Here is a 22298-nt window from a genome sequence, read left to right on the forward strand (position 1 = left end):
GAAGCTGCCGTGGGCCAGGTTGACCACGCCCATGATGCCGAAGATCAGCGTCAGGCCGGCCGCCAGCATGAACAGCAGCAGGCCGTACTGCACGCTGTTGAGCAGCTGGATCAGGAAGTTGCCAAAGTCCATGTCAGATCACAAGCGGCAACCACGGGCAGGGTCGGCCAGCGCCTTGGCGGCCACACCGATCACCTTGTTTTCCTTGTCCTTCACCTGGCGCAGGTAGATGTCCTGCACCGGGTTGTGGGCCTTGGACAGCGTGAAGGCGCCGCGCGGGCTGTCGATCTTGGCCATCTCCATGCCTTTGACGACGGCGTCGCGTTTGGCAATGTCGCCCCCGGCGGCCTTCAGGCCGGCCGCCAGCATCTGGGCCGCGTCGTAGCCCTGCACCGCGTAGACGTCGGGCTGCAGCTTGTAGGTCTTGGCGTAGCTGAGGCGGAAGGCCTTGTCGCGTGGCGTGTCCAGCCCGTCGGCGTAGTGCAGCGCGGTCAGCAGGCCATTGGCGGCGTCGCCCTGGGCGTCCAGGGTGCCGTCGGTCAGGAAGCCCGCACCATAGAGCGGGATCTTGTCCTTCAGGCCGGCGGCGGCGTAGTCCTTGACGAACTTGACCGCGCCCGCGCCGGCAAAAAAGGCGTACACCGCGTCGGGTTTGGTGGCGGCGATTTCGGCCAGCAAGGCCTGGAACTCAACCGTGGGGAAGGGCACACTCAGCTCCTTGACCACCTTGCCGCCCTTGGATTCAAAGGCTTCCTTGAAGCCCTTGGTGGACTCTTCGCCGGCGGCGTATTTCCAGGTGATGGTGACGGCGTTCTTGTGTTTGCGCTCGGCCGCCACCAGGCCCATGCCGTAGGCCGGCTGCCAGTTGGTGAACGAGGTGCGGAAGACGTTGGGTGCACACAGCGGCCCGGTGATGGCGTCGGCGCCGGCGTTGGGCACGATGAGCAGGGTTTTGTTGTCGCGCGCCACCTTGGCCATGCCCATGGCCACACCGGAATGCACGGTGCCCACCAGCACATCGACCTTGTCGCGCTGCACCAGCTTGTTGGCGTTTTCAATGCCCTTGGACGGCTCGGACTCGTCGTCCACCTTGAAGAACTCGATTTTCTTGCCGGCCAGCGTGCCGCCCTGTTCCTGCACATAGAGCTTGAAGCCGTTTTCGATGGCATTGCCCAACTGGGCAAAGGTGCCGGTGTAGGGCAGCATCAGGCCCACCTTGACGGGCTCGCTGCTTTGCGCCTGCGCGGTGGCGGCTGTGAAGAGGGCCGCGGCAATGCCCCAGCGCTGGAAGGTGGATGGCTTGGTCATGGGTTTGTCTCCTGTGGGGGTGTGAGGGGGTCAGGTGGTGGTGTGTTCACCGATGAAGTCGCGGATGGCGCGCACCAGCGCCTGGGGCTGGTCGCGGTGCGGCGAATGTCCGCAGTCGGCCAGTTCCAGCAGCCGCGTTTGCGGCAGGCGGCGGGCAATGCCGTGGATGTGTTCCAGCGTGCCGTACTCGTCGTCCAGGCCCTGGACGGCCAGGATGGGGCAGCGGATGGCCGGCAACTCGGCTTCGATGCTCCAGGGCAGGAAGCTGGGGTCCAGCCAGATGTCGTTCCAGCCCCGAAAGGCGGAATCGGCGTCGGCGTGGTAACGCTGCAGCTTGGTTTTCAGGTCGGTGGTGTCGTAGGCCACGCGGGCCGCGCGTATGCTTTTCAGGCCAAACTCTTCCACCATCAGGTGCGGCGCCATCACCACCAGGCCGGCCACCCGCTCGGGGAAGCGGGCGGCGTGTATCAGCGCGATCGAGCCGCCGTCGCTGTGGCCCAGCAGCCAGATGTTTTCGGTCACGCCCAGGGCGGCCAACAGCGCCGGCAAGACCTCCAGCGCCTGGCGGTGCATGAAGTCGGCCTGCCAGCGCTCGCCAGCCGGGCGGGGCGTGGAACGCCCGTAGCCGGGCCGGGAGAACACCAGTCCGCGCAGCTGGGCGGTGTCGCACAGGGTTTGCGGAAAGTCTTTCCACATCGCCACCGAGCCCAGGCCCTCGTGCAGAAACACCACCAGCGGCCGGTCGGTGCGCTCGGCGTTGACCCACTGGTGCTCGATGGTCACCGGGCGGCCGGCCCAATCGATGTCGACGAAGTCCACGCCGCTCATGCCTTGCGCTCCAGTTCACGCAGGCGGAAGCGCTGGATCTTGCCAGTGGCGGTTTTGGGCAGGTCGTTCAGGAACTCGATGTAGCGCGGGTATTTGTAGGGCGCCAGCCGTTCCTTGACAAAGGCCTGCAGCGTGGCGGCGTCGACCTCATGGCCGGGCTTGACCACCACAAAGGCCTTGGTTTTGGTCAGGCCCTCGGCGTCTTCCTTGCCGATCACCGCGCATTCCAGCACCGCCGGGTGTTGCACCAGCGTGCCCTCGACCTCGAAGGGCGAGACATAGATGCCGCTGACCTTGAGCATGTCGTCGCTGCGCCCGGCATAGGTGTAGGTGCCGTCGGCGTTGCGGGTGTATTTGTCGCCGCTCTTGGTCCAGGCGCCCTGGAAGGTGTCGCGCGACTTCTCGCGGTTGCCCCAGTACATCAGCGCGGCGCTGGGCCCCTGGATGTAGAGGTCGCCGGCGTCACCGTCGGGCACGGGGTGGCCGTCTTCGTCGCGCAGCGCGATGGCGTAGCCCGGCACCGGCCAGCCGGTGGTGCCGTAGCGCACCTGGCCGGGCAGGTTGGACAAATAGATGTGCAGCATTTCGGTGGAGCCGATGCCGTCCACAATCTCCACCCCGAAATGGGCGGTGAAGCGCTCGCCGATGTCCCGTGGCAAGGCCTCGCCGGCCGACGAGGCCAGGCGCAGTGCGATGTCCTGCCGCGCCGGCAGCGCGGGCGACACCAGCATGCCGGCAAAGCCGGTGGGGGCGCCAAAAAACACCGTGGGCTTGACGCCACCGACCTCGCCCCGCCAGCGCTTGAAGGTGGCATCCGGCGTGGGCCGTTCTGCCATCAGGATGGTGGTGGCGCCCACGCTGAGCGGAAAGCTCAGGCCATTGCCCAGGCCGTAGGCAAAGAACAGCTTGGCGGCCGAAAAGCAGACGTCGTTTTCGTTCAGATGCAGCACCGCCTTGCCATACAGCTCGGCCGTCCAGTAGGGGCTGCCGTGGCTGTGCAGCGTGCCCTTGGGTTTGCCGGTGGAGCCGGAGGAGTAGAGCCAGAAGCCGGGGTCGTCGGGGCTGGTGTCGGCGGCCTGGGCCCGTGGTTCGTGGGCGGCGATCAGCGCGTCCAGCGCCACCATGCCGTCGGGCAGGGCGGCCGTGGCGCGCGACACGATGACCGCCTTGACCTCGTGCCTGCCCTGGGTCAGCGCGGCCTGCAGCGTGGGCAGCAGCGTGGCCGAGACGATGACGGCCTGGGCCCGGCTGTGCTGCAGCATGTAGGCATAGTCTTCGGCGGTGAGCAGGGTGTTCACCGCCACCGGCACGATGCCGGCGTGCATCGCACCCAGAAAACCCACGGGCCAGTCGCTGCAATCCTGGGCCAGCAGCAGCACCCGTTCTTCACGCCGCAGGCCGGTGGCCAGCAGGGCCGCGGCCAGGCGCTGGACCTGATCGACCAGCGCGCCATAGCTGAGGCTGCCCTGGTCGTCGATGTAGGCCAGCTTGGTGGGCCGGCTGCGGTTGCAGTCAATCAGGTGCTGGGCGAAATTGAAGCGTGCCGGCGGCGGGCTGACGGTGGGGTGGTGGGTCACGGGGGTCTCCATGGCAGGGCGGGTGCGGCCGGGGCTCAGAGTGCGGCGAGCACAGCGGCGCTGGCTTGCAGCGCGCTGCGGCGGTGGTAGAAGTTCAGGGCGCGCAGGCCGCCCAGTTCTTCGCCGCCGCCGGCGCGGCCGGGCCCGCCGTGCAGCGACTGCGGCATCACGTTGCCGTGGCCGGTGTGTGACTGGGCCACGTCGGGCGACACCGCGTGCACCCGGCCATGGCTGTCGGCCAGGCCCAGCGCGGCGCGGGCCAAAGCGGCCGGGTCGCTGCCGTAGACCGAGCAGACCAGCGAACCCTGGCCGCGGCGCACCAGGTCCAGGCCGTGGGGCAGGTCGTTGTTGCGGTAGGCCAGCAGCGTGGCCACCGGGCCAAAGACCTCGGTGTCGTGCACGGTGTGGGCCTGGTCGGCGTTGCGGGCGCCCAGCAGCGTGGGGCCCACACAGCAGGCCACCGCGGGGTCGGCGTCCACCAGCGCGTGCTGCTGGCCGTCGTGCAGCAGCTGGGCCTGGGTTTGCAGCTGCGCCAGGCCATCGCGGACACTTTGCAGCTGTGCGCGGTTGACCAGCGCGCCCATGCGCACGGCCTCACGGCGCGGGTTGCCCACCACCACCTTGGCCAGCCGGGCCGAAATGGCCTGGGCCGCGGCGTCGTACAGGTGGTCGGGCACAAAGACCCGGCGGATGGCGGTGCATTTCTGGCCGGACTTGACCGTCATTTCCCGCACCACCTCCTTGGCCAGCAGCTCGAAGGCGGCGCTGTCGGCGGCCTCGCCTGGCAGCAGGATGGCCGAGTTGATGCTGTCGGCCTCGATGTTGACCCGTACCGAGCGCTGGGTCACAGCCGGGTGCGAGCGGATCACCGCCGCGGTCTCGGCCGAGCCGGTGAAAGACACCACGTCAAAGGGCTGCAGCGCGTCCATCAGCCCGGCCGAGCTGCCACAGACCACCGACAGCGCGCCGGGCGGGAAGATGCCAGCGTCCACCACGTCCTTCACCATGCGCTGGGTCAGCCAGGCGGTGGTGGTGGCGGGTTTGACGATCACCGGCACCCCCGACAGCAGCGCCGGGGCGGCCTTTTCCCACAGGCCCCAGCTCGGGAAGTTGAAGGCGTTGATGAACAAGGCCACGCCGCGGGTGGGCGTCAGCACATGCTGGGCCTGGAACAGCCCGTCCTTGCCCAGCCGGGCGGCCTCGCCGTCCAGCATGAAATGGCGGTCGCCCAGCGATTCACCGAGCTTGGCGTACAGGCCCAGCGTGAAAATGCCGCCGTCGATGTCCACCGCAGAGTCGTTCTTGACGGTGCCGCTGTTGGCGGTGGCGATCTCGTAATAGGCGTCGCGGTGGCTTTGCAAGACCTTGACGGCGGCGGCCAGCAGGGCGGCGCGTTCCTTGTAGCTCAGGGCCTGCAACGCCGTGCGGCCTTGTTCGCGGGCAAAGGCAAAGCCGGCGGCCAGGTCCAGCCCGGTGGCGTCCACCCGCACCAGGTCATGGCCCAGCACCGGGTCGGTCAGGGCCACGCCGGGGCCGCTGCCGTTTTGCCAGCGGCCCGCGAGAAGGTTGGGAAGCAGTTCGGTCATGAAGGGGCTTTCAGGCGGGAGTGATCAGGCAGGGGTGAAGTCGATGCGGCCCTGGGGCAACAGGTAGAGCACCAGCGCGCGGCCGCTGGACACGGTGGGGCGGTGGGCGCTGCCGGCGGGGTAGACCAGCCAGCCGGCGCTGTGGCCGTCGAAGCGGGCCTCGCCTTCGATGGGCATGATCAGGTCGATTTCGCCCAGCGGGTGGGCGTGGTGGGGGCCGGCGATGTCTTGCATGTTGACCACGTCGACCGAGAATTGATGCAGGTCATCGCTGGGCTTGAAGATGCGGCCATACTGGATGCCACCGCCTTCGCGGTCGCACAGCCAGCCTTCAGCCACGCCGGTTTGGCAGGTGGTTTTCAGGGCCTGGTAGGTGATACTCCCGTCACCGTGTTCGGCGTTCAGCCAGGCTTGCAGGTCTTTGTTCAGCGGCCGGCCGGCCAATTGGGCGGTCAGCTGGCCGATCTGGGTGCGAAATTGTTCAGGCGACATGGTGGTGTGGGCGGGTATGGGCTTGCGCAACGAGGCAATATGAAATATTGTGCATGATGAACGATAATTCCTGACTTATTCCATGTCAAGCACTATATTGCATAAATCCGGGTTAACACCGATGACGCCACTGCCCCCCGAGGACGGCCAGGCGGGGGTTGTCAAGCCGCCGGAGGCCGCCGAGCCCGAAGGAAAAAACCCCTTTCTGGTGGCGCTAGGCACCCGGCTGTCGGGCCTGCGGGCGCGTCGCGGCATGACACGCAAGGCCCTGGCCCAGATGGCCGACGTGTCGGAAAGGCATTTGGCCAACCTGGAGTACGGGGTGGGCAACGCCTCCATTCTGGTGCTGCTGCAGGTGGCCGGTGCGCTGCAGACCTCGCTGACCGAAATCATTGGCGACGTGACTACCAGCACCCCCGAGTGGCTGATGATCCGCGAGCTGCTGGAGCAGCGCGACGAGGCCACCCTGCGCCGGGTGCGCATCGCCATCGGCGAGCTGCTGGGCACCGGCGGCGGCAACACCGCCCGCAGCCCGCGCATCGCGCTGGTCGGGCTGCGTGGGGCGGGCAAGTCGGCGCTGGGCCGGCTGCTGGCCGAAGACCTGGGTTTTCCCTTCATCGAGTTGAGCCGGGAGATCGAGACGGTGGCCGGCTGCAGCGTGGCCGAAATCCAGGCGCTGTACGGTGCCAATGCCTACCGGCGCTACGAGCGCCGGGCCATGGAAGAGGCCATCCAGATCTACCCCGAGGCAGTGATCGCCACGCCCGGCGGCATCGTCTCTGACCCGGCCAATTTCAACCTGCTGCTGAGCCACTGCACCACGGTCTGGCTGCAGGCCAGCCCGGAAGACCACATGAAACGGGTCATGGAACAGGGCGACATGCGGCCCATGGCCCACAGCAAAGAGGCCATGGACGACCTGCGTGAAATCCTGGCCGGCCGGGCGGCCTTTTATTCCAAAGCCGAATTCACGCTGGACACCAGCGCCCAGCCCCTGCCCGACACCATGGCCGCGCTGCGGCGCCTGGTGCGCGACGCACTGCGCCTGCCGGTCTGAACGAAGAAATTTGAAAAGATGCAGTAAAGTGCTTGACTTCGTTCCGAGATAGGCACTATTATGCGTGCACACCACTTCGGTTTGTGCACTATTTTACCTGTCCAAGGAGACGATGTGAGCCCTGTTCCTCGTGTTGACTACCAGACCGACCCCAGCCGCTACAAGCACTGGGCCCTGAAATTTGACGGCCCGGTGGCCACGCTGGTCGCCGACTTCGACGAGAGCGCCGGCCTGCGCCCCGGCTACAAGCTCAAGCTCAACAGCTACGACCTGGGCGTGGACATCGAGCTCAACGACGCCATCAACCGCATCCGCTTCGAGCACCCCGAGGTGCGCACCGTGGTGGTCACCAGCGGCAAGGAAAAAGTGTTCTGCTCCGGCGCCAACATCTTCATGCTGGGCGTCAGCAGCCATTCCTGGAAAGTGAACTTCTGCAAGTTCACCAACGAAACCCGCAACGGCCTGGAAGACTCGTCCAAACACAGCGGCCTGAAGTTCCTGGCCGCCGTCAATGGCGCCTGCGCCGGTGGGGGTTACGAGCTGGCCCTGGCCTGCGACGAGATCATCCTGGTAGACGACCGCTCCAGCGCGGTCAGCCTGCCCGAGGTGCCGCTGCTGGGCGTGTTGCCCGGCACCGGCGGCCTGACCCGGGTGACCGACAAGCGCCATGTGCGCCACGACCTGGCCGACCTGTTCTGCACCAGCGTCGAGGGTGTGCGTGGCCAGAAGGCCAAGGACTGGCGCCTGGTCGACGACATCGCCAAGCCGCAGGTCTTTGCCGAGAAGGTCAAGGCCCGCGCGCTGGCCCTGGCCGTCCAGAGCGACCGCCCCGCCGACGGCAAGGGTGTGGCCCTGCCGCCGGTGGCTTGCCAGATCGACGAGAACGCGCTGCGCTACCCGAACGTGGTGGTTGAGCTGGACCGCGCCAAGCGCACCGCCACCTGGACCGTCAAGGCCCCCACCGGCGTGCAGCCCAGCACCGTGGCCGAGATCGAGGCCTTGGGTGCCGCCTGGTACCCGCTGCAAATGGCGCGCGAGCTGGAAGACGCCATCCTGCAGATGCGCACCAACGAGCTGGACATCGGCACCTGGATCATCAAGACCGAGGGCGACGCCGCCGCCGTGCTGGCCATGGACGCCACGCTGCTGGCCCACCAGAGCCACTGGCTGGTGCGCGAGACGCTGGGCCTGCTGCGCCGCACCTTCAGCCGCCTGGACGTGTCCTCGCGCAGCCTGTTCTGCCTGATCGACGTCGGCTCCTGTTTCGCCGGCACCTTTTTGGAACTGGCGCTGGCCTGCGACCGCAGCTACCACCTGGCGCTGCCAGACGACGCGGCCAAGGCCCCCAAGCTCACCGTGGGCGAGATCAACTTCGGCCATTTCCCCATGGTCACCGGCCAGAGCCGGTTGGCCCGTCGCTTCTACGACGAGCAGCCGGCGCTGGACGCGGTGCGCGCCAAGGTGGGCCAGGCGCTGGACGCCGACGAGGCCTACGCGGTGGGCCTGGTCACGGCCAACCCGGACGACATCGACTGGGCCGACGAAATCCGCATCGCGGTGGAAGAGCGGGTGGCGATGTCGCCCGATGCGCTGACCGGCATGGAAGCCAACCTGCGCTTCAATGGTCCGGAGAACATGTTCACCCGCGTGTTCGGCCGCCTGACGGCCTGGCAGAACTGGATCTTCCAGCGCCCCAACGCCGTCGGCGACATGGGCGCACTGAAGGTGTACGGCAAGGGCAACAAGGCCGCATTCGACTGGAACCGTGTTTAAGGAGCAAGCCATGAGCAACGTCAACTACAGCGAAAAGATCCCGAACAACGTCAACCTCAGCGAAGACCGGACCCTGCAGCGCGCGCTGGAGCAGTGGCAGCCCAACTTCATCAACTGGTGGGACGACATCGGCCCCGAGGGCTCGACCAACTCCGACGTCTACCTGCGCACCGCCGTCAGCGTCGACCCCCAGGGCTGGGCCCAGTTCGGCCACGTCAAGATGCGCGACTACCGCTGGGGCATCTTCCTGAACCCCGGTGACAACGACCGCACCATCCACTTCGGCGACCACAAGGGCGAGAAGGTCTGGAACGACGTGCCCGGTGAGTACCGCGCCAACCTGCGCCGCATCATCGTCACGCAAGGCGACACCGAGCCGGCCTCGGTGGAGCAGCAGCGCCACCTGGGCCTGACCGCGCCCAGCATGTACGACCTGCGCAACCTGTACCAGATCAACGTCGAAGAAGGCCGCCATCTGTGGGCCATGGTCTACCTGCTGCACAAGCACTTTGGCCGCGACGGCCGCGACGAAGCCGAGGCGCTGCTCGACCGCCGCAGCGGCGACGCCGACAACCCACGCATCCTGGGTGCCTTCAACGAAGCCACGCCGGACTGGCTGAGCTTCTTCATGTTCACCTACTTCACCGACCGGGATGGCAAGTTCCAGCTGTGTGCCCTGGCGGAAAGCGCCTTCGAGCCGCTGGCCCGCACTACCAAGTTCATGCTGACCGAAGAAGCTCACCACATGTTTGTGGGTGAGAGCGGCATCTCGCGCGTGATCCAGCGCACCGCCCAGACCATGAACGAGCTGAAGACCGACGACGTGGGCCGCCTGCGCGCGGCTGGCGTGATCGACCTGCCCACCATCCAGCGCTACATCAACTTCCATTACAGCGTCACCATCGACCTGTTTGGTGCCGACGAGTCCAGCAACGCCGCCACCTTCTACAGCACCGGCCTGAAGGGCCGCTATGAAGAAGGCAAGCGGGTCGACGACCATGTGCTGAAGAGCCAGACCTACAAGATCCTGGAAGTCAAGAACGGCCAGCTGGTGGAAAAAGAAGTGCCCATGCTCAACGCCTTGAACGAGGTGCTGCGCGACGACTACATCAAGGACTCGGTGGCCGGTGTCGAACGCTGGAACAAGGTGCTGGAAAAAGCCGGCATTCCCACCCGCCTGACCGTGCCGCACAAGGCCTTCCACCGCAACATCGGTGCCCTGTCGGGCGCCAAGGTGTCGCCCGAAGGCCGCGTGGTGTCGGACAGCGAATGGAACGCCAAGGTCAACTCGTGGCTGCCGAGCGCGGAAGACCGCGCCTTCGTCGCCTCGCTAATGGGCCGTGTGGTGGAGCCGGGCAAGTTCGCCAACTGGATTGCGCCGCCGGTGATGGGCATCAACCGCCAGCCGGCCGACTTTGAGTACGTGCGTTTCAACTGAACCAGAGCGACTTGGAAGTCCAGCACAAGGGGCCCCAGCGGCCCCTTGTGCACAAGGCACCCCCCACACAGGAGACCCGCCATGACCACGGCCAGCAGCATTGCCATCCAGCAGCACCTCATCGACCCGGAAATCTGCATTCGCTGCAACACCTGCGAAGCCATTTGCCCGGTTCAGGCCATCACCCACGATTCGCGCAACTACGTGGTGGACGCCGACAAGTGCAACCTCTGCATGGCCTGCATTTCCCCCTGCCCGACCGGCTCCATCGACAACTGGCGCACCATGCCCAAGGCCCAGGCCTACAGCCTGGCCGAGCAGCTGACCTGGGACGAGTTGCCGCCAGCGTGGACGGCAGACCAATTGGCCGAGGCTGGCGTCAGCGCGGTGGCCCCGGATGCCGCGGCACCGGACGCCGCGCCCCCCACCAACGCCACCAGCAGCGACAGCTTCAACGCCTCGGCCTATGGCGCGACGCTGCCACCCTGGTCGGCGGCCCACCCCTACACCAATCTGCATGGCCCCAAGTCGCCCCTCACCGCCACAGTGGTGGGCAATGTGCGGGTCACCGAGGCCGGCAAGGACTACGACACCCACCACATCGTGCTGGACTTTGGCAGCATGCCCTTCCCGGTGCTGGAGGGCCAGTCCATCGGCGTCTTGCCGCCCGGCCAGGACGCGCACGGCAAGCCCCACCATGCCCGCATGTACTCGATTGCCAGCCCGCGCAACGGCGAGCGGCCGGGGTACAACAACCTGTCTCTGACCATCAAGCGGGTGCTGGAAGACCACGACGGCCAGCCGGTGCGCGGCGTGGCGTCCAACCACATGTGCGACCTGAAGGTGGGTGACAAGGTGCAGGTGGTGGGGCCGTTCGGCACCAGCTTCTTGATGCCCAACCACCCGCGCTCCAACATCGTGATGATTTGTACCGGCACCGGCAGTGCGCCGATGCGGGCCATGACGGAATGGCGGCGGCGTTTGCGCCAGTCGGGCAAGTTCGAGGGCGGCAAGCTGATGCTGTTCTTCGGCGCCCGCACCAAGGAAGAGCTGCCTTATTTCGGGCCGCTGCAAAGCCTGCCCAAGGACTTCATCGACACCAACTTTGCCTTCTCCCGCACCCCCGGCGCGCCCAAGCGCTATGTGCAAGACCTGATGCGGGAGCGGGCGGCGGACCTCGCCGCGCTGCTGAAGGACGCCAACACCTGCTTCTACGTCTGTGGCCTCAAGAGCATGGAAGAAGGCGTGGTGCTGGCCCTGCGCGACGTGGCCCAGCAGGCTGGGCTGAACTGGGACACCCTGGGCGCCGCATTGAAACAAGAAGGACGACTGCACCTTGAAACTTACTGAACCGCTGGCGCTGGACGAGGCCTTCAAAACCCTGAAGCTGTCGCTCGGCCCCTCGGGTGTGGCCTGGGTCACCATGTCGCGCGCCGAGGTCTTCAACGCCTTTGACGAGGCCATGATTGGCGAACTGGACGCCGCTTTTTCGCAGCTGGCCCAAGACCCCCGGGTCCGGGTGATCGTGCTGGCCGGCGACGGCAAACATTTCAGTGCCGGCGCCGACCTGCAGTGGATGCAGCGGGCCAGCACCGCGTCGCTGGACTGGAATCTGCAGGACGCGCGCCGCTTTGCCGCCATGCTCAAACGCATCGAATCCTGCCCCAAGCCCACCGTGGCCCGGGTGCAGGGCGCGGCGCTGGGCGGCGGCGTGGGCCTGGTCTGTGTGTGCGACATCGCGATTGCCGCAGACAACGCCAGCTTTGCCGTCAGCGAGGCCAAGTTCGGCATCCTGCCCTCGGTGATTGGCCCCTACGTGATCAGTGCGGTGGGCAAGCGCCAGGCCAAGCGGCTGGCACTCACCACCGAGCGCCTGTCGGCCAGCGATGCCCTGGCCATGGGGCTGGTGCAGAAGGTGGTGCCGACGGACGGGCTGGACGCCGCCATCGACATCACCGTGTCCAACCTGTTGCTGGGCGGGCCCAACGCCCAGGCCGAGATCAAGGCGCTGTTCTCCCAGCTGCCCACCGGCGACACCGCCGCGGCGGTGCAGGAACTGACCGCCCAGACCATCAGCCGGGTGCGTGGCACCGACGAGGCCAGAGAAGGTTTTGCCGCCTTTCTGGGCAAGCGCCCGGCGCGCTGGACCCCGCTGTGGTGACGGCCGCTTCGACAGGCCGCCCGGTGCTGGTGATTGGCGCCGGTGTGATGGGCATGGGCATTGCACAGGTTGCGGCCCAGGCCGGCCATGCGGTGATGTTGTACGACGCCTTTGACGGCGCGGCCGCCAAGGGCAAAGCCCGTCTGGCCAGCAGTCTGAATACCCTGGTGGCCAAGGGTAAGATGGCCGAGGCCGCTGCCGCCGACATTCTGGCCCACATCGAGGTCATCACCGCGCTGCAGTTGGCCGCATCGGCCGGGCTGGTGGTGGAGGCCATCGTCGAGCAGCTGGCGGCCAAACGCGGCCTGTTCCAGCAGCTGGAAGCGGTGGTGGCTGCCGACTGTGTGCTGGCCACCAACACCTCCTCCATTTCGGTCACCGCCATCGCCAACGGGCTGCAGCACCCCGGTCGGCTGGTGGGCATGCATTTCTTCAACCCGGTGCCGCTGATGCGGCTGGTGGAGGTGGTGTCTGGCCTGCAGACCGATGCCGAAGTGGCAGCCCAGGTGTTTGCGTTGTCCAAGGCCTGGGGCAAGGTGGCTGTGCACGCACGCTCCACCCCCGGCTTCATCGTCAACCGGATTGCCAGGCCTTATTACGCCGAAACGCTGGCGCTGTTGCAGGAGCAGGCCGCCACGCCGACGGTGCTGGATGCCTGTTTGCGCGGCGCCGGTTTCCGCATGGGGCCTTGTGAGCTGATGGACCTGATTGGCCACGACACCAATTTCGCGGTGACCCAGTCGGTCTACGAGGCCAATTTTTTCGACAAGCGTTTTGTGCCCTCGCTGGTGCAACGGGAGCTGGTGGACGGCGGGCTGCTGGGCCGCAAGTCGGGCCGCGGTTTTTTCGACCACACCCAGGACGCGCCCAAAGTGGCGCCCCCCGCTTTTGTACCGGCCGATCTGCCGCCCGCCACCTCGGTGTGTCTGCATGGCACCGGCCCGGTGGCCGAGCGACTGGCCCAGGCGCTGGTCCAGCAGGGCAGGGCGTTCGAGCGCCAAGAGGGCAGCGACTGGGTCGGTCTGGAAATCGATGCCGCCCAGCTGCGCCTAACCGACGGCCGCCTGGCCACCGAACTGGGCGCGGAGCTGGCGGTATTCGACCTGCCGTTGTCGGCCGAACCCGGCCGCGCGCTGGCCTGGGCGCCATCGGCCCGCGCCAGCGCCGCCTGGTGTGCGCAGGCCGAGCGCTGGTTGTTGGCCCTGGGTTTTGATGCCCATCGCATCGCTGATGCGCCTGGCCTGGTGGTGGGCCGCACCGTGGCCATGCTGGTCAACGAGGCGGCCGACGCGGTCCAGCAGGGCGTGTGCACCCCCGAGGGGGCCGATGCGGCCATGAAGCTGGGGGTCAACTACCCCCAGGGCCCGTTCGAATGGCTGGCCCGGCTGGGCGCGGCCACCACCGTCGGGCTGCTGCAAGGGCTGGACCACCACTACCGGGGCGAGCGCTACCGCGTCAGCCCCTGGCTGCGCCAACAAGGTTTGAAGGAGGCATGACAATGGAGCTGCGCCCCCATCTTTCCGGTCCTGGTGCCCACCGTTTTGTTCATCTCTCCGAGGAATAAATTCCATGCAACACGCTTACATTTGCGACGCGCAGCGCACGCCCTTTGGCCGCTACGGCGGTGCCTTGAGCAGCGTGCGCGCCGACGACCTGGCCGCCCTGCCCATCCAGGCCCTGATGGCCCGCAACCCCGGTGTGGACTGGGCCCAGATGGCCGACGTGCTGTATGGCTGCGCCAACCAGGCCGGCGAAGACAACCGCAACGTGGCCCGCATGGCCGCCTTGCTGGCCGGCCTGCCGCTGGCCGTGCCCGGTGCCACCGTCAACCGCCTGTGTGGCTCCGGCCTGGACGCGGTGGGCTCAGCCGCCCGCGCCATCAAGGCCGGCGAAGCCGGGCTGATGATTGCCGGCGGCGTGGAAAGCATGAGCCGTGCGCCCTTTGTCATGCCCAAGGCCGAGAGCGCCTTCAGCCGCGCCAACGCGGTTTACGACACCACCATCGGCTGGCGCTTCGTCAACAAGCGCATGAAAGAACTTTACGGCGTGGACAGCATGCCCGAGACGGCCGAGAACGTCGCCACCGACTTCAAGATTGAGCGCGAAGCCCAGGACCGCATGGCCCTGGCCAGCCAGACCAAGGCGGTGGCGGCCCAGAAGGCCGGCTTCTTCAACGCCGAAATCACCCCGGTGCGCATCGCGCAAAAGAAGGGCGACGCCCTTGTGGTCAGCCAGGACGAACACCCGCGCGACACCAGCCTGGAGGTCTTGGCCAAACTCAAACCCATCGTCAAACCCGACGGCACCGTGACCGCCGGCAACGCCAGCGGCGTCAATGACGGCGCCTGTGCGCTGCTGCTGGCCAGCGAGGAAGCGGCCGCGAGCAATGGCCTGACGCCGCGGGCCCGGGTGCTGGGCATGGCCACCGCCGGTGTGCCCCCCCGGGTGATGGGCATTGGCCCCGCCCCGGCCACCGAGAAGGTGCTGGCCCTGACCGGCCTGAGCCTGGCCCAGCTGGACGTGATCGAACTCAACGAGGCCTTTGCCGCGCAAGGCCTGGCGGTGTTGCGCCAGCTGGGCCTGCAAGACGACGACCCACGTGTGAACCCCAATGGCGGCGCGATTGCGCTGGGCCATCCGCTGGGTGCCAGCGGGGCAAGGCTGGTGACCACGGCCGTCAACCAGTTGCACCGCAGCGGCGGCCGCTACGCGCTGTGCACCATGTGCATCGGCGTGGGGCAGGGCATTGCGCTGGTGATTGAGCGGGTGTGAACCAGTCCACGGAGACCGCCATGAATCTGCCCACCCACCAGTTGACGATGACGGTGCTGATGACACCGGACACCGCCAACTTCTCCGGCAAGGTGCATGGCGGCACCATTCTGAAACTGCTGGACCAGGTGGCCTATGCCTGCGCCAGCCGCTGCTGCCTGCCACCCCGGAGGCCCGCCAGCGCCACGCCGCGGCAGAAATCCGGCGGGCCATGCGGCGCGACATGGAAACCCGGTTTGCCGCCATCCGCAGCACCGAGGGTGTTTGACAGGGACAGCCGCAAACAGCCGCTCAGGCGTCCGACACCTGCCGCTTTCGTTCCCGTCGCAGCCTGGCGTCCATGGCCGCCTGCTGCTCGGCCATCTTGCGGCGCTTGCCGCGGCGTGTGAACCACAGGTAGATGCCAATCAGGGCCAGTGCCGCACCGCTGAAAACGGCCAGTCGGCCACTGCCAAAGAGGGCCACGCAGACGCCCACCACGACCAAGGCAAACGGTTTGGCCTCGTACAGCCATTTCGGAAGGTAAATGGTGTCCATGGCGCGGGTTTACCACGGGTCGCTGCTTCACCACAATGCGACGATGGTAGGGTCGCCCACCAGTGATCTGCCGTGTTTGCGCCACGGGGGGCAGTCACCGTCAAAAGCAATCTGGGTCGGAAAACGGTTCTGGCGTCTCCCCCAAAAGCGTCGAATGGCAAAGTCCGCCGAAACAGGGGCAGGCTGATCGGCTGGCGCGACCCCCGCCTTGGTGGCCAGAATCAGAATGACCAACGACCGGCCATGGGTCGCCCCAGTCAGGTTTGGGGTAAATATTCTGTGAAAACGGTTGGACGCGGCAGCGGGAAATTGAAACCAGGTCGCCCAGCCGACGCACGGCTGTCCACCACCAGATGGTTCCGTCGTCCCCGGAAATCGTCTTTTTCAGCAGATGCCAGACCTGCCAAGTCGTGAACCACCAGGCCGCCGTATCCGATGCTGAGCAAGCCTCTGGACTGCAGTTTTCTCAGAGCCTCTCCGACGCTTTGACGGGACATGCCTGTCAGTTCTCCAATCTCTTGTTGCGACAAAGGAAGCTTGGGCCCCAAAAGCGGATGGAGCGCCGGGTTGTACAGATTGGCGATGCTTCGGGCCACTCGGACCACGGGATCGGTCATCCGGTCGATCTCCAACATCCTCAGATGCTGCGAAAGCCGCTCGGCGATCCGCCGCATGATCAGGCGATTGAATTCAAGGCTTTCGTCCAGCAGCTGCTGTACCACGCCCGCAGGGACAAGCTGCACCCGACTGGCTTGCACCGCAATCAGGTCATAAGGCCGGCTGCTCTGTCTGACGATGGAACCTTCACCGATCCAGCTTCCTTTGGAAACACATGCCAGCAACACCTTTTTACCCGGGCCTTGGCTTGTCTGTGCTTTGAGAAGGCCTTGACTCACGCCCACCCATTCAACGGCCGGCGTTCCATGCCTTCCCACCAACTCCCCCGGCTCGAAGCGCCGCTCGTGGCTGGCCAGCACAAGTCGGCGTCGCGCGCATTCGGGCAGCTGGTCCAGCCATGGCGCGCATGCAGCAAATGCCCCCGAAGGGGAAGCCTGTTCGCTGCCGTCATCAAGTCTCGAATCACCGGCCTCGGTCATGCGATGGCGGTCATGTCAGTGACGCCACTCGCTTGCCATGGGCTGCGTTTTCGCGCGGCTTCCAGCGTGATGCGCGAAAACAGGGCTCGCAGGTCGACATGGGTCGATTCGCTGGCGACCTGAGAACAGTAGCGCCAGAACTCCACCGGGACGGCGGCGTCGAAGCGAATGGCTGCATCGAGACGAATCAAGGCCAAGCGCTTGTGTTTCATGTCAACGCTTCGCTTCAGCAAAGAGAGCGCGCTCTCTTGCTTCAGGTTTCGACTGGCTTCACAACCACTGACTCGCGCGCTGGAGCGCAGGCTGCGTTTCAATGACCTCACGTATTCGCGCGACATTTCTTCTCCGAAAGCGCGCCAGTTTAGTGAGGGCAGAACCATTCCTCAATGTCCAAAAACGCGCCATTCGGTGAGCGAATCGGACACCCACGGCCACTCACTCCACCGTGACACTCTTGGCCAGGTTGCGCGGCTTGTCGACATCGGTGCCGCGGGCACAGGCCGTGTGGTAGGCCAGCAGCTGCAAGGGCACCACATGCAGCAGCGGTGACAGTGCGCCGTAGTGCTCGGGCATGCGGATCACATGCAGGCCTTCGGCGTTGTCAATGCGGGTGTCGGCGTCGGCCAGCACATAGAGCACGCCACCGCGGGCGCGCACTTCCTGCAGGTTGCTTTTGAGCTTTTCCAGCAGGCTGTCGTTGGGCGCCACCGTCACCACCGGCATGGCGCTGGTGACCAGCGCCAGCGGGCCGTGTTTGAGTTCGCCGGCCGGGTAGGCCTCGGCGTGGATGTAGCTGATTTCCTTGAGCTTGAGCGCGCCTTCCAGCGCAATCGGGTAGTGCAGGCCACGGCCCAGGAAGAGGGCGTTTTCCACCTTGGCGAAGTCCTGCGACCAGGCGATGAGTTGCGGCTCCAGTGCCAGCACCGCCTGCAGCGCGGCGGGCAGGTGGCGCATGGCTTTGAGGTGGCGGGCCTCGTCGTCGGCGGCCAGCCGGCCCTTGGCCTTGGCCAGCGCCAGCGTCAGCAGGAACAGGCCGGCCAGCTGGGTGGTGAAGGCCTTGGTGGAGGCCACACCGATCTCCACACCGGCGCGGGTGATGTAGGCCAGCGCGCATTCGCGCACCATGGCCGAGGTGGCCACGTTGCAAATGGTCAGCGTGTGGGCCATGCCCAGCGACTGGGCGTGGCGCAGCGCGGCCAGGGTGTCGGCGGTTTCGCCGGATTGGGTGATGGTGACCACCAGGGTGCGTGGATTCGGCACGGTGCGGCGGTAGCGGTACTCGCTGGCCACCTCCACCTGGGTGGGGATCTGGGCGATGTCTTCCAGCCAGTACTTGGCCGCGCAGCCGCTGTAGTAGCTGGTGCCGCAGGCCAGGATCAGCACCTGGTCGATGGCGTCGAACACCGCGCCGGCCTGGGCGCCGAACAGCTCAGGCACGATGCCGGCCACACCTTCCAGCGTGTCGCCAATGGCCCGCGGCTGCTCGAAGATTTCCTTCTGCATGTAGTGGCGGTAGGGGCCCAGCTCGGCCGCGCCGCTGTGGGCCACCACGGTGCGCACCGGGCGCAGCGCGGGCTGGCCGGTCGGGTCAAACACCGTGTACTGACCCAGCTGCAGGTCGGCCAGGTCGCCTTCGTCGAGGTAGACGATCTGGTCGGTCACACCGGCCAGGGCCATGGCGTCGCTGGCCAGGAAATGGGTCTGCCCGTCCTGGCCCACGCCCAGCACCAGCGGGGAGCCGGCGCGGGCGCCAATCACCCGGTGGGGTTCGTCCTGGCAGAACACCGCGATGGCGTAGGCGCCGCGCAAATGGGCCAGCGCGGCCTGCACCGCACTGCGCAGGTCGCCCTGGTACAGGCTGTCGATCAGGTGGGCAATGACCTCGGTGTCGGTCTGGCTGGCAAACACATAGCCTTGCGCCTGCAGGCCGCTGCGCAGCTCGTCGTGGTTTTCGATGATGCCGTTGTGCACCAGGGCCACCCGGCCGGGGCGCTGCGCCGCGTCCGTCCCGGGGCCGTGGCTGAAATGCGGGTGGGCGTTGTGTTCGGCCGGTGCGCCGTGGGTGGCCCAGCGGGTGTGGGCGATGCCGGTGAACCCCTCGATGTGGTCGGCCTCGACCTGGGCGGCCAATGCGGCCACCCGGGCGGTGCTGCGGCTGCGCTGCAGCTGGCCGGCCTGGGGGCCGGTTTGCCGAACGATGGCCACACCGCAGGAGTCATAGCCCCGGTATTCGAGCCGCTGCAAACCCCGTACCAGCACCGGAACGATGTTGCGCAGCGAAACCGCGCCAACAATGCCACACATGAACCACCTCCTGAAACAAGCCCCGATTGTCGCCTGAGCGCAGGGCCATCCCCGTGGCCCGGTGCAGGCCAGCCGGGGCTTGCGTCAGCCGGGCTTGGGGGTCTTGGCCGGGCGCTGCCAGTTGGCAATGCTGAGCTGTTTGCCGCGCGCCACCGTCAGTGCACCGGGCGCGGTGTTCTTGGTGACGGTGGAGCCGCCGCCCACCGTGCCGCCGGCGCCTATCGTCACCGGCGCCACCAGCACGCAGTTGCTGCCCACATGCACGTCGGCCTCGATCACGGTGCGGTGCTTGTTGGCACCGTCGTAGTTGGCGGTGATGCTGCCTGCGCCATAGTTGACCCGCTCGCCCACGCTGGCGTCGCCCAGATAAGCCAGGTGGTTGGCCTTGGCGCCAGCGGCCAGGGTGCTGTTTTTCACCTCGACGAAGTTGCCGATGTGGACCTCGGCGCCCAGCACCGTGCCGGGCCGCAGCCGGGCATAGGGCCCGACCAGCGCCCCGGGGCCGACGCTGGCGCCGTCGATGTGGCTGAAGGGGTGGATCACCGCGCCGGCCGCCAGCTGGCAGTTGGCCAGCACGCAGTTCGCGCCGATGCGCACGCCGTCGCCCAGCGCCACCTGGCCCTCGAACACGCAGTTGACGTCGATCTCCACGTCCTGCCCACACTGCAGCTGGCCGCGCACGTCGAGCCGGGCCGGGTCGGCCAGCCGCACGCCCTGGTCCATCAAGGCTTGCGCCTGGCGCAGCTGCCAGGCGCGTTCCAGCGCAGCCAGCTGGCTGGGGCTGTTGATGCCCTCGGTCTGCAGGCGGTCGGTGGTCAGGTGGGCCAGCACCGGCACGCCGTCGGCCACCGCGAACTTGACGATGTCGGTCAGGTAGTACTCCTGCTGGGCGTTGCGGTTGTCCAGCCGGGCCAGCCAGGCCTTGAGCTGGCGCGCCGGCACGGCCATCATGCCGCTGTAAACGGCGTGGATGGCGCGCTGCTCGGGCGTGGCGTCCTTGTGCTCGACGATGGCCGCCACCCGGCCCTCGCCCAGCGCCGCATCGAACACCAGCCGGCCGTAGCCTGTGGGGTCGGGCAGGTCCATGCCCAGCAGCGCCAGGCGACTGCCGCCGCTGGCCGCCACCAGGGCACGCAAGGTGTCGGCCTGCACCAGCGGCACATCGCCGGACAGCACCAGAACCACGCCGTCGTCGGGCAGCTGCGGGGCGGCCTGTTGCACCGCGTGGCCGGTGCCCAGCTGCGGCTCCTGGCGCACACATTGCAGGGCCAGGGTCGTGCCCAGGCCGTGGAGGTAGGCCTCCACTTCGGGCGCGCCATGGCCTGTGACCACCACGCCGTGGCGGGCGTTGAGCGCCGCCGCGGTGGCCACCACATGGCCCAGCAGGGCGGTGCCGGCCAGCCGGTGCAGCACCTTGGGCAGCCGGCTCTTCATGCGCGTGCCTTTGCCGGCGGCCATGATGACCACATCAATGGGTGGCAACGGGGTGTCGCTTATGCTGTGCTGCATGTCTGTTCCTCAAACCAATCGCCTGAATGCGTGCCGGATTATCGGGTTGCTGGCCTTGGTGCTGTTGTTGCAGGCCTGCAGCGCGATGAAGCTGGTCTACAACAGCGCGCCCGAGGTGATGTTCTGGTGGCTGGACGCCTACGTGGACTTTGACGAGGCGCAGTCGCCCCGGGTGCGCAGCGACCTGGCCCAATACCAGCAATGGCACCGCCGCAACGAGCTGCTGCGCTACGCCGACAGCCTGCAGCGTGCTGCCCAGCGCATGCCAGGCCCTTTGACCGCCGAGCAGGTGTGCACCTTCGCCGAGGAGGTGCGCAGCAACCTCGATCGGCTGGCCGCGCAGGCCGAGCCGGCCGCGGCCGAATTGGCGTTGACCATGAAACCGGCGCAGTTTGAACAGATGACCCGCAAATACGCCCGCACCGACGCCGACTACCGCAAGCTGTGGCTGGAAGGCACGCTGGAAGAGCGGGCCAAGCGGCGCTTTGAGAAAACCCTGGACGATGTGGAGCGGATTTACGGGTCCTTGGCCGAGCCACAGCGGGCGGTGCTGCGCGAGCAGCTCGCACAGTCGCCGCGCGACGACTCGCTGGCTCATGCCGAGCGCCAGCGCCGCCACCGGGACTTGCAGGACACCATGCGGCAGATCGCCACTGACAAGCCGGCGCTGCCGGTGGCCCGCGACCTGCTGCACGGCGTGGCCCAACGCGCATTACGCACAGGCCCGCCGGCCTACCGGGCCTATGCCGATGCGCAGTTGAAAGCCGGCTGCGCCGGCTTTGCCACGCTGCACAACAGCACCACGCCGGCGCAGCGCGAGAGCGCGGTCAAGCGGCTGAAGGGCTATGAGCGGGATTTCCGGGCCCTGGCGGCCCAGTCCTGAAGGCCCAGTGCCGCCCGGCTTCAGCCGGCCGATTCCAGGGTGTGCCTGGCCGCCTTGTCCTGGCCCAGCAGCTTGACCAGCTGTGGCAAGGCCTCCGCCAGCGCCGGTTTCAGGCTGAACGGTGGGTTGACGATGAACATGCCGCTGGCCGTGAGGCCGGGGCGTGGGGCCTTGAGGTCCAGCCCCACCTTGTCGGTGGCCAGCACCGGCTTGCCCGACTTGATGGCCAGCGTGGCGTGCAGCCAGGGTTTGCCAGCCTTGGTGGCCAGGGTTTTGAGCTTGCGCGGCAGGTCGTGCGCCTCGGGGCGCGGAATCACCGGGTACCAGACCGCGTAGGTGCCGGTGGCAAAGCGCTTCAGCGCCTCGCCCAGCATCGCCGCCACCCGGGCGTAATCGGTTTTCAGCTCGTAGCTGGGGTCGCACAGCACCAGGGCACGCCGGGCGGGCGGCGGGATGAATTTCTTCAGGCCCTCGAAACCGTCCTCGGTCAGCACCGCGATCTGCCGGCCGGCCTCCAATTGGGCGATGTTGGCCGACAGCGTGCGGCTGTCGGTGGGGTGCAGCTCAAACAGCTTGAGCTTGTCCTGCTCGCGCAGCCAGTGCTGCACCACAAAGGGCGAACCAGGATAGGCGCGGGGTGGGGCATTGGCCTTGGCGCCAGCATTGAAGGCCTGCACCACCTCCAGGTAATCCTGCAAGGCGGTGGCCAGCGGGGGAGCGCCAGCGGCGCTGGTCTGGCCCATCAGCCGGAAAATGCCCTCGGCGGCCTCGCCGCTGGTGGCGGTGAAATCGCCATCGAGCCGGTACAGGCCGGCGCCGGCATGGGTGTCGATCACCGTCAAGGGCGCTTCTTTTTCGGTCAGGTGCTTGAGCATGGCCACCAGCACCAGGTGTTTGAGCACGTCGGCGTGGTTGCCGGCGTGGAAGGCGTGGCGGTAACTGAACATGGGGGGCATGGTAACCCGTGTGCCTGGGC

At 67.0% G+C, this 22298-nt stretch carries 20 protein-coding genes and 1 pseudogene; 9 read left to right on the top strand and 12 right to left on the bottom strand.

What is annotated here, in order from left to right; all coding sequences use genetic code 11:
* The 6 genes and pseudogenes from AC4BAR_RS07415 to AC4BAR_RS07440 form a co-directional block, all read right to left on the bottom strand.
* Positions 1 to 132 (bottom strand): annotated as a pseudogene (locus AC4BAR_RS07415) (branched-chain amino acid ABC transporter permease); the annotation flags it as partial.
* A 6-nt stretch (positions 133 to 138) separates the two neighbouring features.
* Complete coding sequence (locus AC4BAR_RS07420; RefSeq protein WP_490627214.1) at positions 139 to 1308, bottom strand: ABC transporter substrate-binding protein; 1170 nt, start codon at positions 1306 to 1308, stop codon at positions 139 to 141.
* A 30-nt stretch (positions 1309 to 1338) separates the two neighbouring features.
* On the bottom strand, positions 1339 to 2136 hold the full coding sequence (locus tag AC4BAR_RS07425) for an alpha/beta fold hydrolase (RefSeq protein ID WP_490627215.1): 798 nt from the start codon (positions 2134 to 2136) through the stop codon (positions 1339 to 1341).
* A complete protein-coding gene (locus AC4BAR_RS07430; RefSeq protein ID WP_490627216.1) occupies positions 2133 to 3725 on the bottom strand; it encodes a benzoate-CoA ligase family protein in 1593 nt (530 codons plus the stop codon). The genes AC4BAR_RS07425 and AC4BAR_RS07430 overlap by 4 nt, the downstream gene beginning before the upstream one ends.
* 23 nt (positions 3726 to 3748) lie before the next feature.
* Positions 3749 to 5299 carry a 3,4-dehydroadipyl-CoA semialdehyde dehydrogenase gene (locus tag AC4BAR_RS07435; protein WP_490627217.1) on the bottom strand — a complete coding sequence of 517 codons (1551 nt, stop codon included), beginning with the start codon at positions 5297 to 5299 and terminating at the stop codon, positions 3749 to 3751.
* Positions 5300 to 5323: 24 nt separating this feature from the next.
* Positions 5324 to 5791, bottom strand: coding sequence for a DUF4863 family protein (locus tag AC4BAR_RS07440; protein WP_490627218.1), 468 nt, complete (start codon positions 5789 to 5791; stop codon positions 5324 to 5326).
* Positions 5792 to 5873: 82 nt separating this feature from the next.
* Between AC4BAR_RS07440 and AC4BAR_RS07445 the strand changes: the two genes are divergently transcribed.
* From AC4BAR_RS07445 to AC4BAR_RS07480, 8 genes are all read left to right on the top strand, one after another.
* Positions 5874 to 6848, top strand: coding sequence for a helix-turn-helix transcriptional regulator (locus AC4BAR_RS07445; protein ID WP_490627219.1), 975 nt, complete (start codon positions 5874 to 5876; stop codon positions 6846 to 6848).
* A 114-nt stretch (positions 6849 to 6962) separates the two neighbouring features.
* Positions 6963 to 8621: a 2,3-epoxybenzoyl-CoA dihydrolase gene (gene boxC, locus AC4BAR_RS07450; protein WP_490627220.1), complete on the top strand. Its 1659-nt coding sequence runs from the start codon at positions 6963 to 6965 to the stop codon at positions 8619 to 8621.
* Positions 8622 to 8631: 10 nt separating this feature from the next.
* A complete protein-coding gene (gene boxB, locus AC4BAR_RS07455) occupies positions 8632 to 10059 on the top strand; it encodes a benzoyl-CoA 2,3-epoxidase subunit BoxB (RefSeq protein ID WP_490627221.1) in 1428 nt (475 codons plus the stop codon).
* An 81-nt stretch (positions 10060 to 10140) separates the two neighbouring features.
* Positions 10141 to 11409, top strand: a complete 1269-nt coding sequence (gene boxA / locus AC4BAR_RS07460; RefSeq protein ID WP_490627222.1) for a benzoyl-CoA 2,3-epoxidase subunit BoxA — start codon at positions 10141 to 10143, stop codon at positions 11407 to 11409.
* A gap of 73 nt (positions 11410 to 11482) precedes the next feature.
* Entirely contained in the window at positions 11483 to 12220 is a 738-nt protein-coding gene (locus AC4BAR_RS07465; protein WP_490627913.1) for an enoyl-CoA hydratase-related protein, read from the top strand.
* Complete coding sequence (locus AC4BAR_RS07470) at positions 12214 to 13716, top strand: 3-hydroxyacyl-CoA dehydrogenase (protein ID WP_490627223.1); 1503 nt, start codon at positions 12214 to 12216, stop codon at positions 13714 to 13716. The genes AC4BAR_RS07465 and AC4BAR_RS07470 overlap by 7 nt, the downstream gene beginning before the upstream one ends.
* Positions 13717 to 13789: 73 nt before the next feature.
* The gene (gene pcaF / locus AC4BAR_RS07475) at positions 13790 to 14992 is read left to right on the top strand and encodes a 3-oxoadipyl-CoA thiolase (protein WP_490627224.1); all 1203 of its coding nucleotides are present in this window, start codon (positions 13790 to 13792) and stop codon (positions 14990 to 14992) included.
* Positions 14993 to 15012: 20 nt separating this feature from the next.
* A complete protein-coding gene (locus AC4BAR_RS07480) occupies positions 15013 to 15381 on the top strand; it encodes a hotdog domain-containing protein (RefSeq protein ID WP_490627225.1) in 369 nt (122 codons plus the stop codon).
* Here AC4BAR_RS07480 and AC4BAR_RS07485 read toward each other — a convergent pair.
* The 5 genes from AC4BAR_RS07485 to glmU form a co-directional block, all read right to left on the bottom strand.
* On the bottom strand, positions 15284 to 15529 hold the full coding sequence (locus AC4BAR_RS07485; protein ID WP_490627932.1) for a hypothetical protein: 246 nt from the start codon (positions 15527 to 15529) through the stop codon (positions 15284 to 15286). The two genes, AC4BAR_RS07480 and AC4BAR_RS07485, sit on opposite strands and share 98 nt — an antisense overlap.
* A gap of 257 nt (positions 15530 to 15786) precedes the next feature.
* Positions 15787 to 16626, bottom strand: a complete 840-nt coding sequence (locus AC4BAR_RS07490; protein WP_490627226.1) for a Crp/Fnr family transcriptional regulator — start codon at positions 16624 to 16626, stop codon at positions 15787 to 15789.
* The gene (locus AC4BAR_RS07495) at positions 16623 to 16964 is read right to left on the bottom strand and encodes a hypothetical protein (RefSeq protein ID WP_490627227.1); all 342 of its coding nucleotides are present in this window, start codon (positions 16962 to 16964) and stop codon (positions 16623 to 16625) included. The genes AC4BAR_RS07490 and AC4BAR_RS07495 overlap by 4 nt, the downstream gene beginning before the upstream one ends.
* A gap of 97 nt (positions 16965 to 17061) precedes the next feature.
* A complete protein-coding gene (glmS, locus tag AC4BAR_RS07500) occupies positions 17062 to 18930 on the bottom strand; it encodes a glutamine--fructose-6-phosphate transaminase (isomerizing) (RefSeq protein ID WP_490627228.1) in 1869 nt (622 codons plus the stop codon).
* Positions 18931 to 19014: 84 nt separating this feature from the next.
* Positions 19015 to 20439, bottom strand: coding sequence for a bifunctional UDP-N-acetylglucosamine diphosphorylase/glucosamine-1-phosphate N-acetyltransferase GlmU (gene glmU, locus AC4BAR_RS07505; protein ID WP_490627229.1), 1425 nt, complete (start codon positions 20437 to 20439; stop codon positions 19015 to 19017).
* A 46-nt stretch (positions 20440 to 20485) separates the two neighbouring features.
* On the opposite strand from glmU, the gene AC4BAR_RS07510 reads away from it, so the two are divergent.
* Positions 20486 to 21322 carry a DUF6279 family lipoprotein gene (locus AC4BAR_RS07510; RefSeq protein WP_490627230.1) on the top strand — a complete coding sequence of 279 codons (837 nt, stop codon included), beginning with the start codon at positions 20486 to 20488 and terminating at the stop codon, positions 21320 to 21322.
* Between the two features lie 20 nt (positions 21323 to 21342).
* On the opposite strand, the gene AC4BAR_RS07515 is transcribed toward AC4BAR_RS07510, so the two are convergent.
* A complete protein-coding gene (locus AC4BAR_RS07515; protein WP_490627914.1) occupies positions 21343 to 22269 on the bottom strand; it encodes a 23S rRNA (adenine(2030)-N(6))-methyltransferase RlmJ in 927 nt (308 codons plus the stop codon).
* Positions 22270 to 22298 lie beyond the last annotated feature (29 nt).

The sequence above is a fragment of the Rhodoferax sp. SPJ4 genome (genome assembly GCF_058216275.1).

What these genes read in the sequence shown, in the direction of transcription:
- AC4BAR_RS07420 (WP_490627214.1), bottom strand. Translation starts at nt 1,308, where the DNA reads ATGACCAAGCCATCCACCTTCCAGCGCTGGGGCATTGCCGCGGCCCTC.
- AC4BAR_RS07425 (WP_490627215.1), bottom strand. Translation starts at nt 2,136, where the DNA reads ATGAGCGGCGTGGACTTCGTCGACATCGATTGGGCCGGCCGCCCGGTG.
- AC4BAR_RS07430 (WP_490627216.1), bottom strand. Translation starts at nt 3,725, where the DNA reads ATGGAGACCCCCGTGACCCACCACCCCACCGTCAGCCCGCCGCCGGCA.
- AC4BAR_RS07435 (WP_490627217.1), bottom strand. Translation starts at nt 5,299, where the DNA reads ATGACCGAACTGCTTCCCAACCTTCTCGCGGGCCGCTGGCAAAACGGC.
- AC4BAR_RS07440 (WP_490627218.1), bottom strand. Translation starts at nt 5,791, where the DNA reads ATGTCGCCTGAACAATTTCGCACCCAGATCGGCCAGCTGACCGCCCAA.
- AC4BAR_RS07445 (WP_490627219.1), top strand. Translation starts at nt 5,874, where the DNA reads ATGTCAAGCACTATATTGCATAAATCCGGGTTAACACCGATGACGCCA.
- boxB (WP_490627221.1), top strand. Translation starts at nt 8,632, where the DNA reads ATGAGCAACGTCAACTACAGCGAAAAGATCCCGAACAACGTCAACCTC.
- boxA (WP_490627222.1), top strand. Translation starts at nt 10,141, where the DNA reads ATGACCACGGCCAGCAGCATTGCCATCCAGCAGCACCTCATCGACCCG.
- AC4BAR_RS07465 (WP_490627913.1), top strand. Translation starts at nt 11,483, where the DNA reads ATGTCGCGCGCCGAGGTCTTCAACGCCTTTGACGAGGCCATGATTGGC.
- pcaF (WP_490627224.1), top strand. Translation starts at nt 13,790, where the DNA reads ATGCAACACGCTTACATTTGCGACGCGCAGCGCACGCCCTTTGGCCGC.
- AC4BAR_RS07480 (WP_490627225.1), top strand. Translation starts at nt 15,013, where the DNA reads ATGAATCTGCCCACCCACCAGTTGACGATGACGGTGCTGATGACACCG.
- AC4BAR_RS07485 (WP_490627932.1), bottom strand. Translation starts at nt 15,529, where the DNA reads ATGGACACCATTTACCTTCCGAAATGGCTGTACGAGGCCAAACCGTTT.
- AC4BAR_RS07490 (WP_490627226.1), bottom strand. Translation starts at nt 16,626, where the DNA reads ATGACCGAGGCCGGTGATTCGAGACTTGATGACGGCAGCGAACAGGCT.
- AC4BAR_RS07495 (WP_490627227.1), bottom strand. Translation starts at nt 16,964, where the DNA reads ATGTCGCGCGAATACGTGAGGTCATTGAAACGCAGCCTGCGCTCCAGC.
- glmS (WP_490627228.1), bottom strand. Translation starts at nt 18,930, where the DNA reads ATGTGTGGCATTGTTGGCGCGGTTTCGCTGCGCAACATCGTTCCGGTG.
- glmU (WP_490627229.1), bottom strand. Translation starts at nt 20,439, where the DNA reads ATGCAGCACAGCATAAGCGACACCCCGTTGCCACCCATTGATGTGGTC.
- AC4BAR_RS07515 (WP_490627914.1), bottom strand. Translation starts at nt 22,269, where the DNA reads ATGTTCAGTTACCGCCACGCCTTCCACGCCGGCAACCACGCCGACGTG.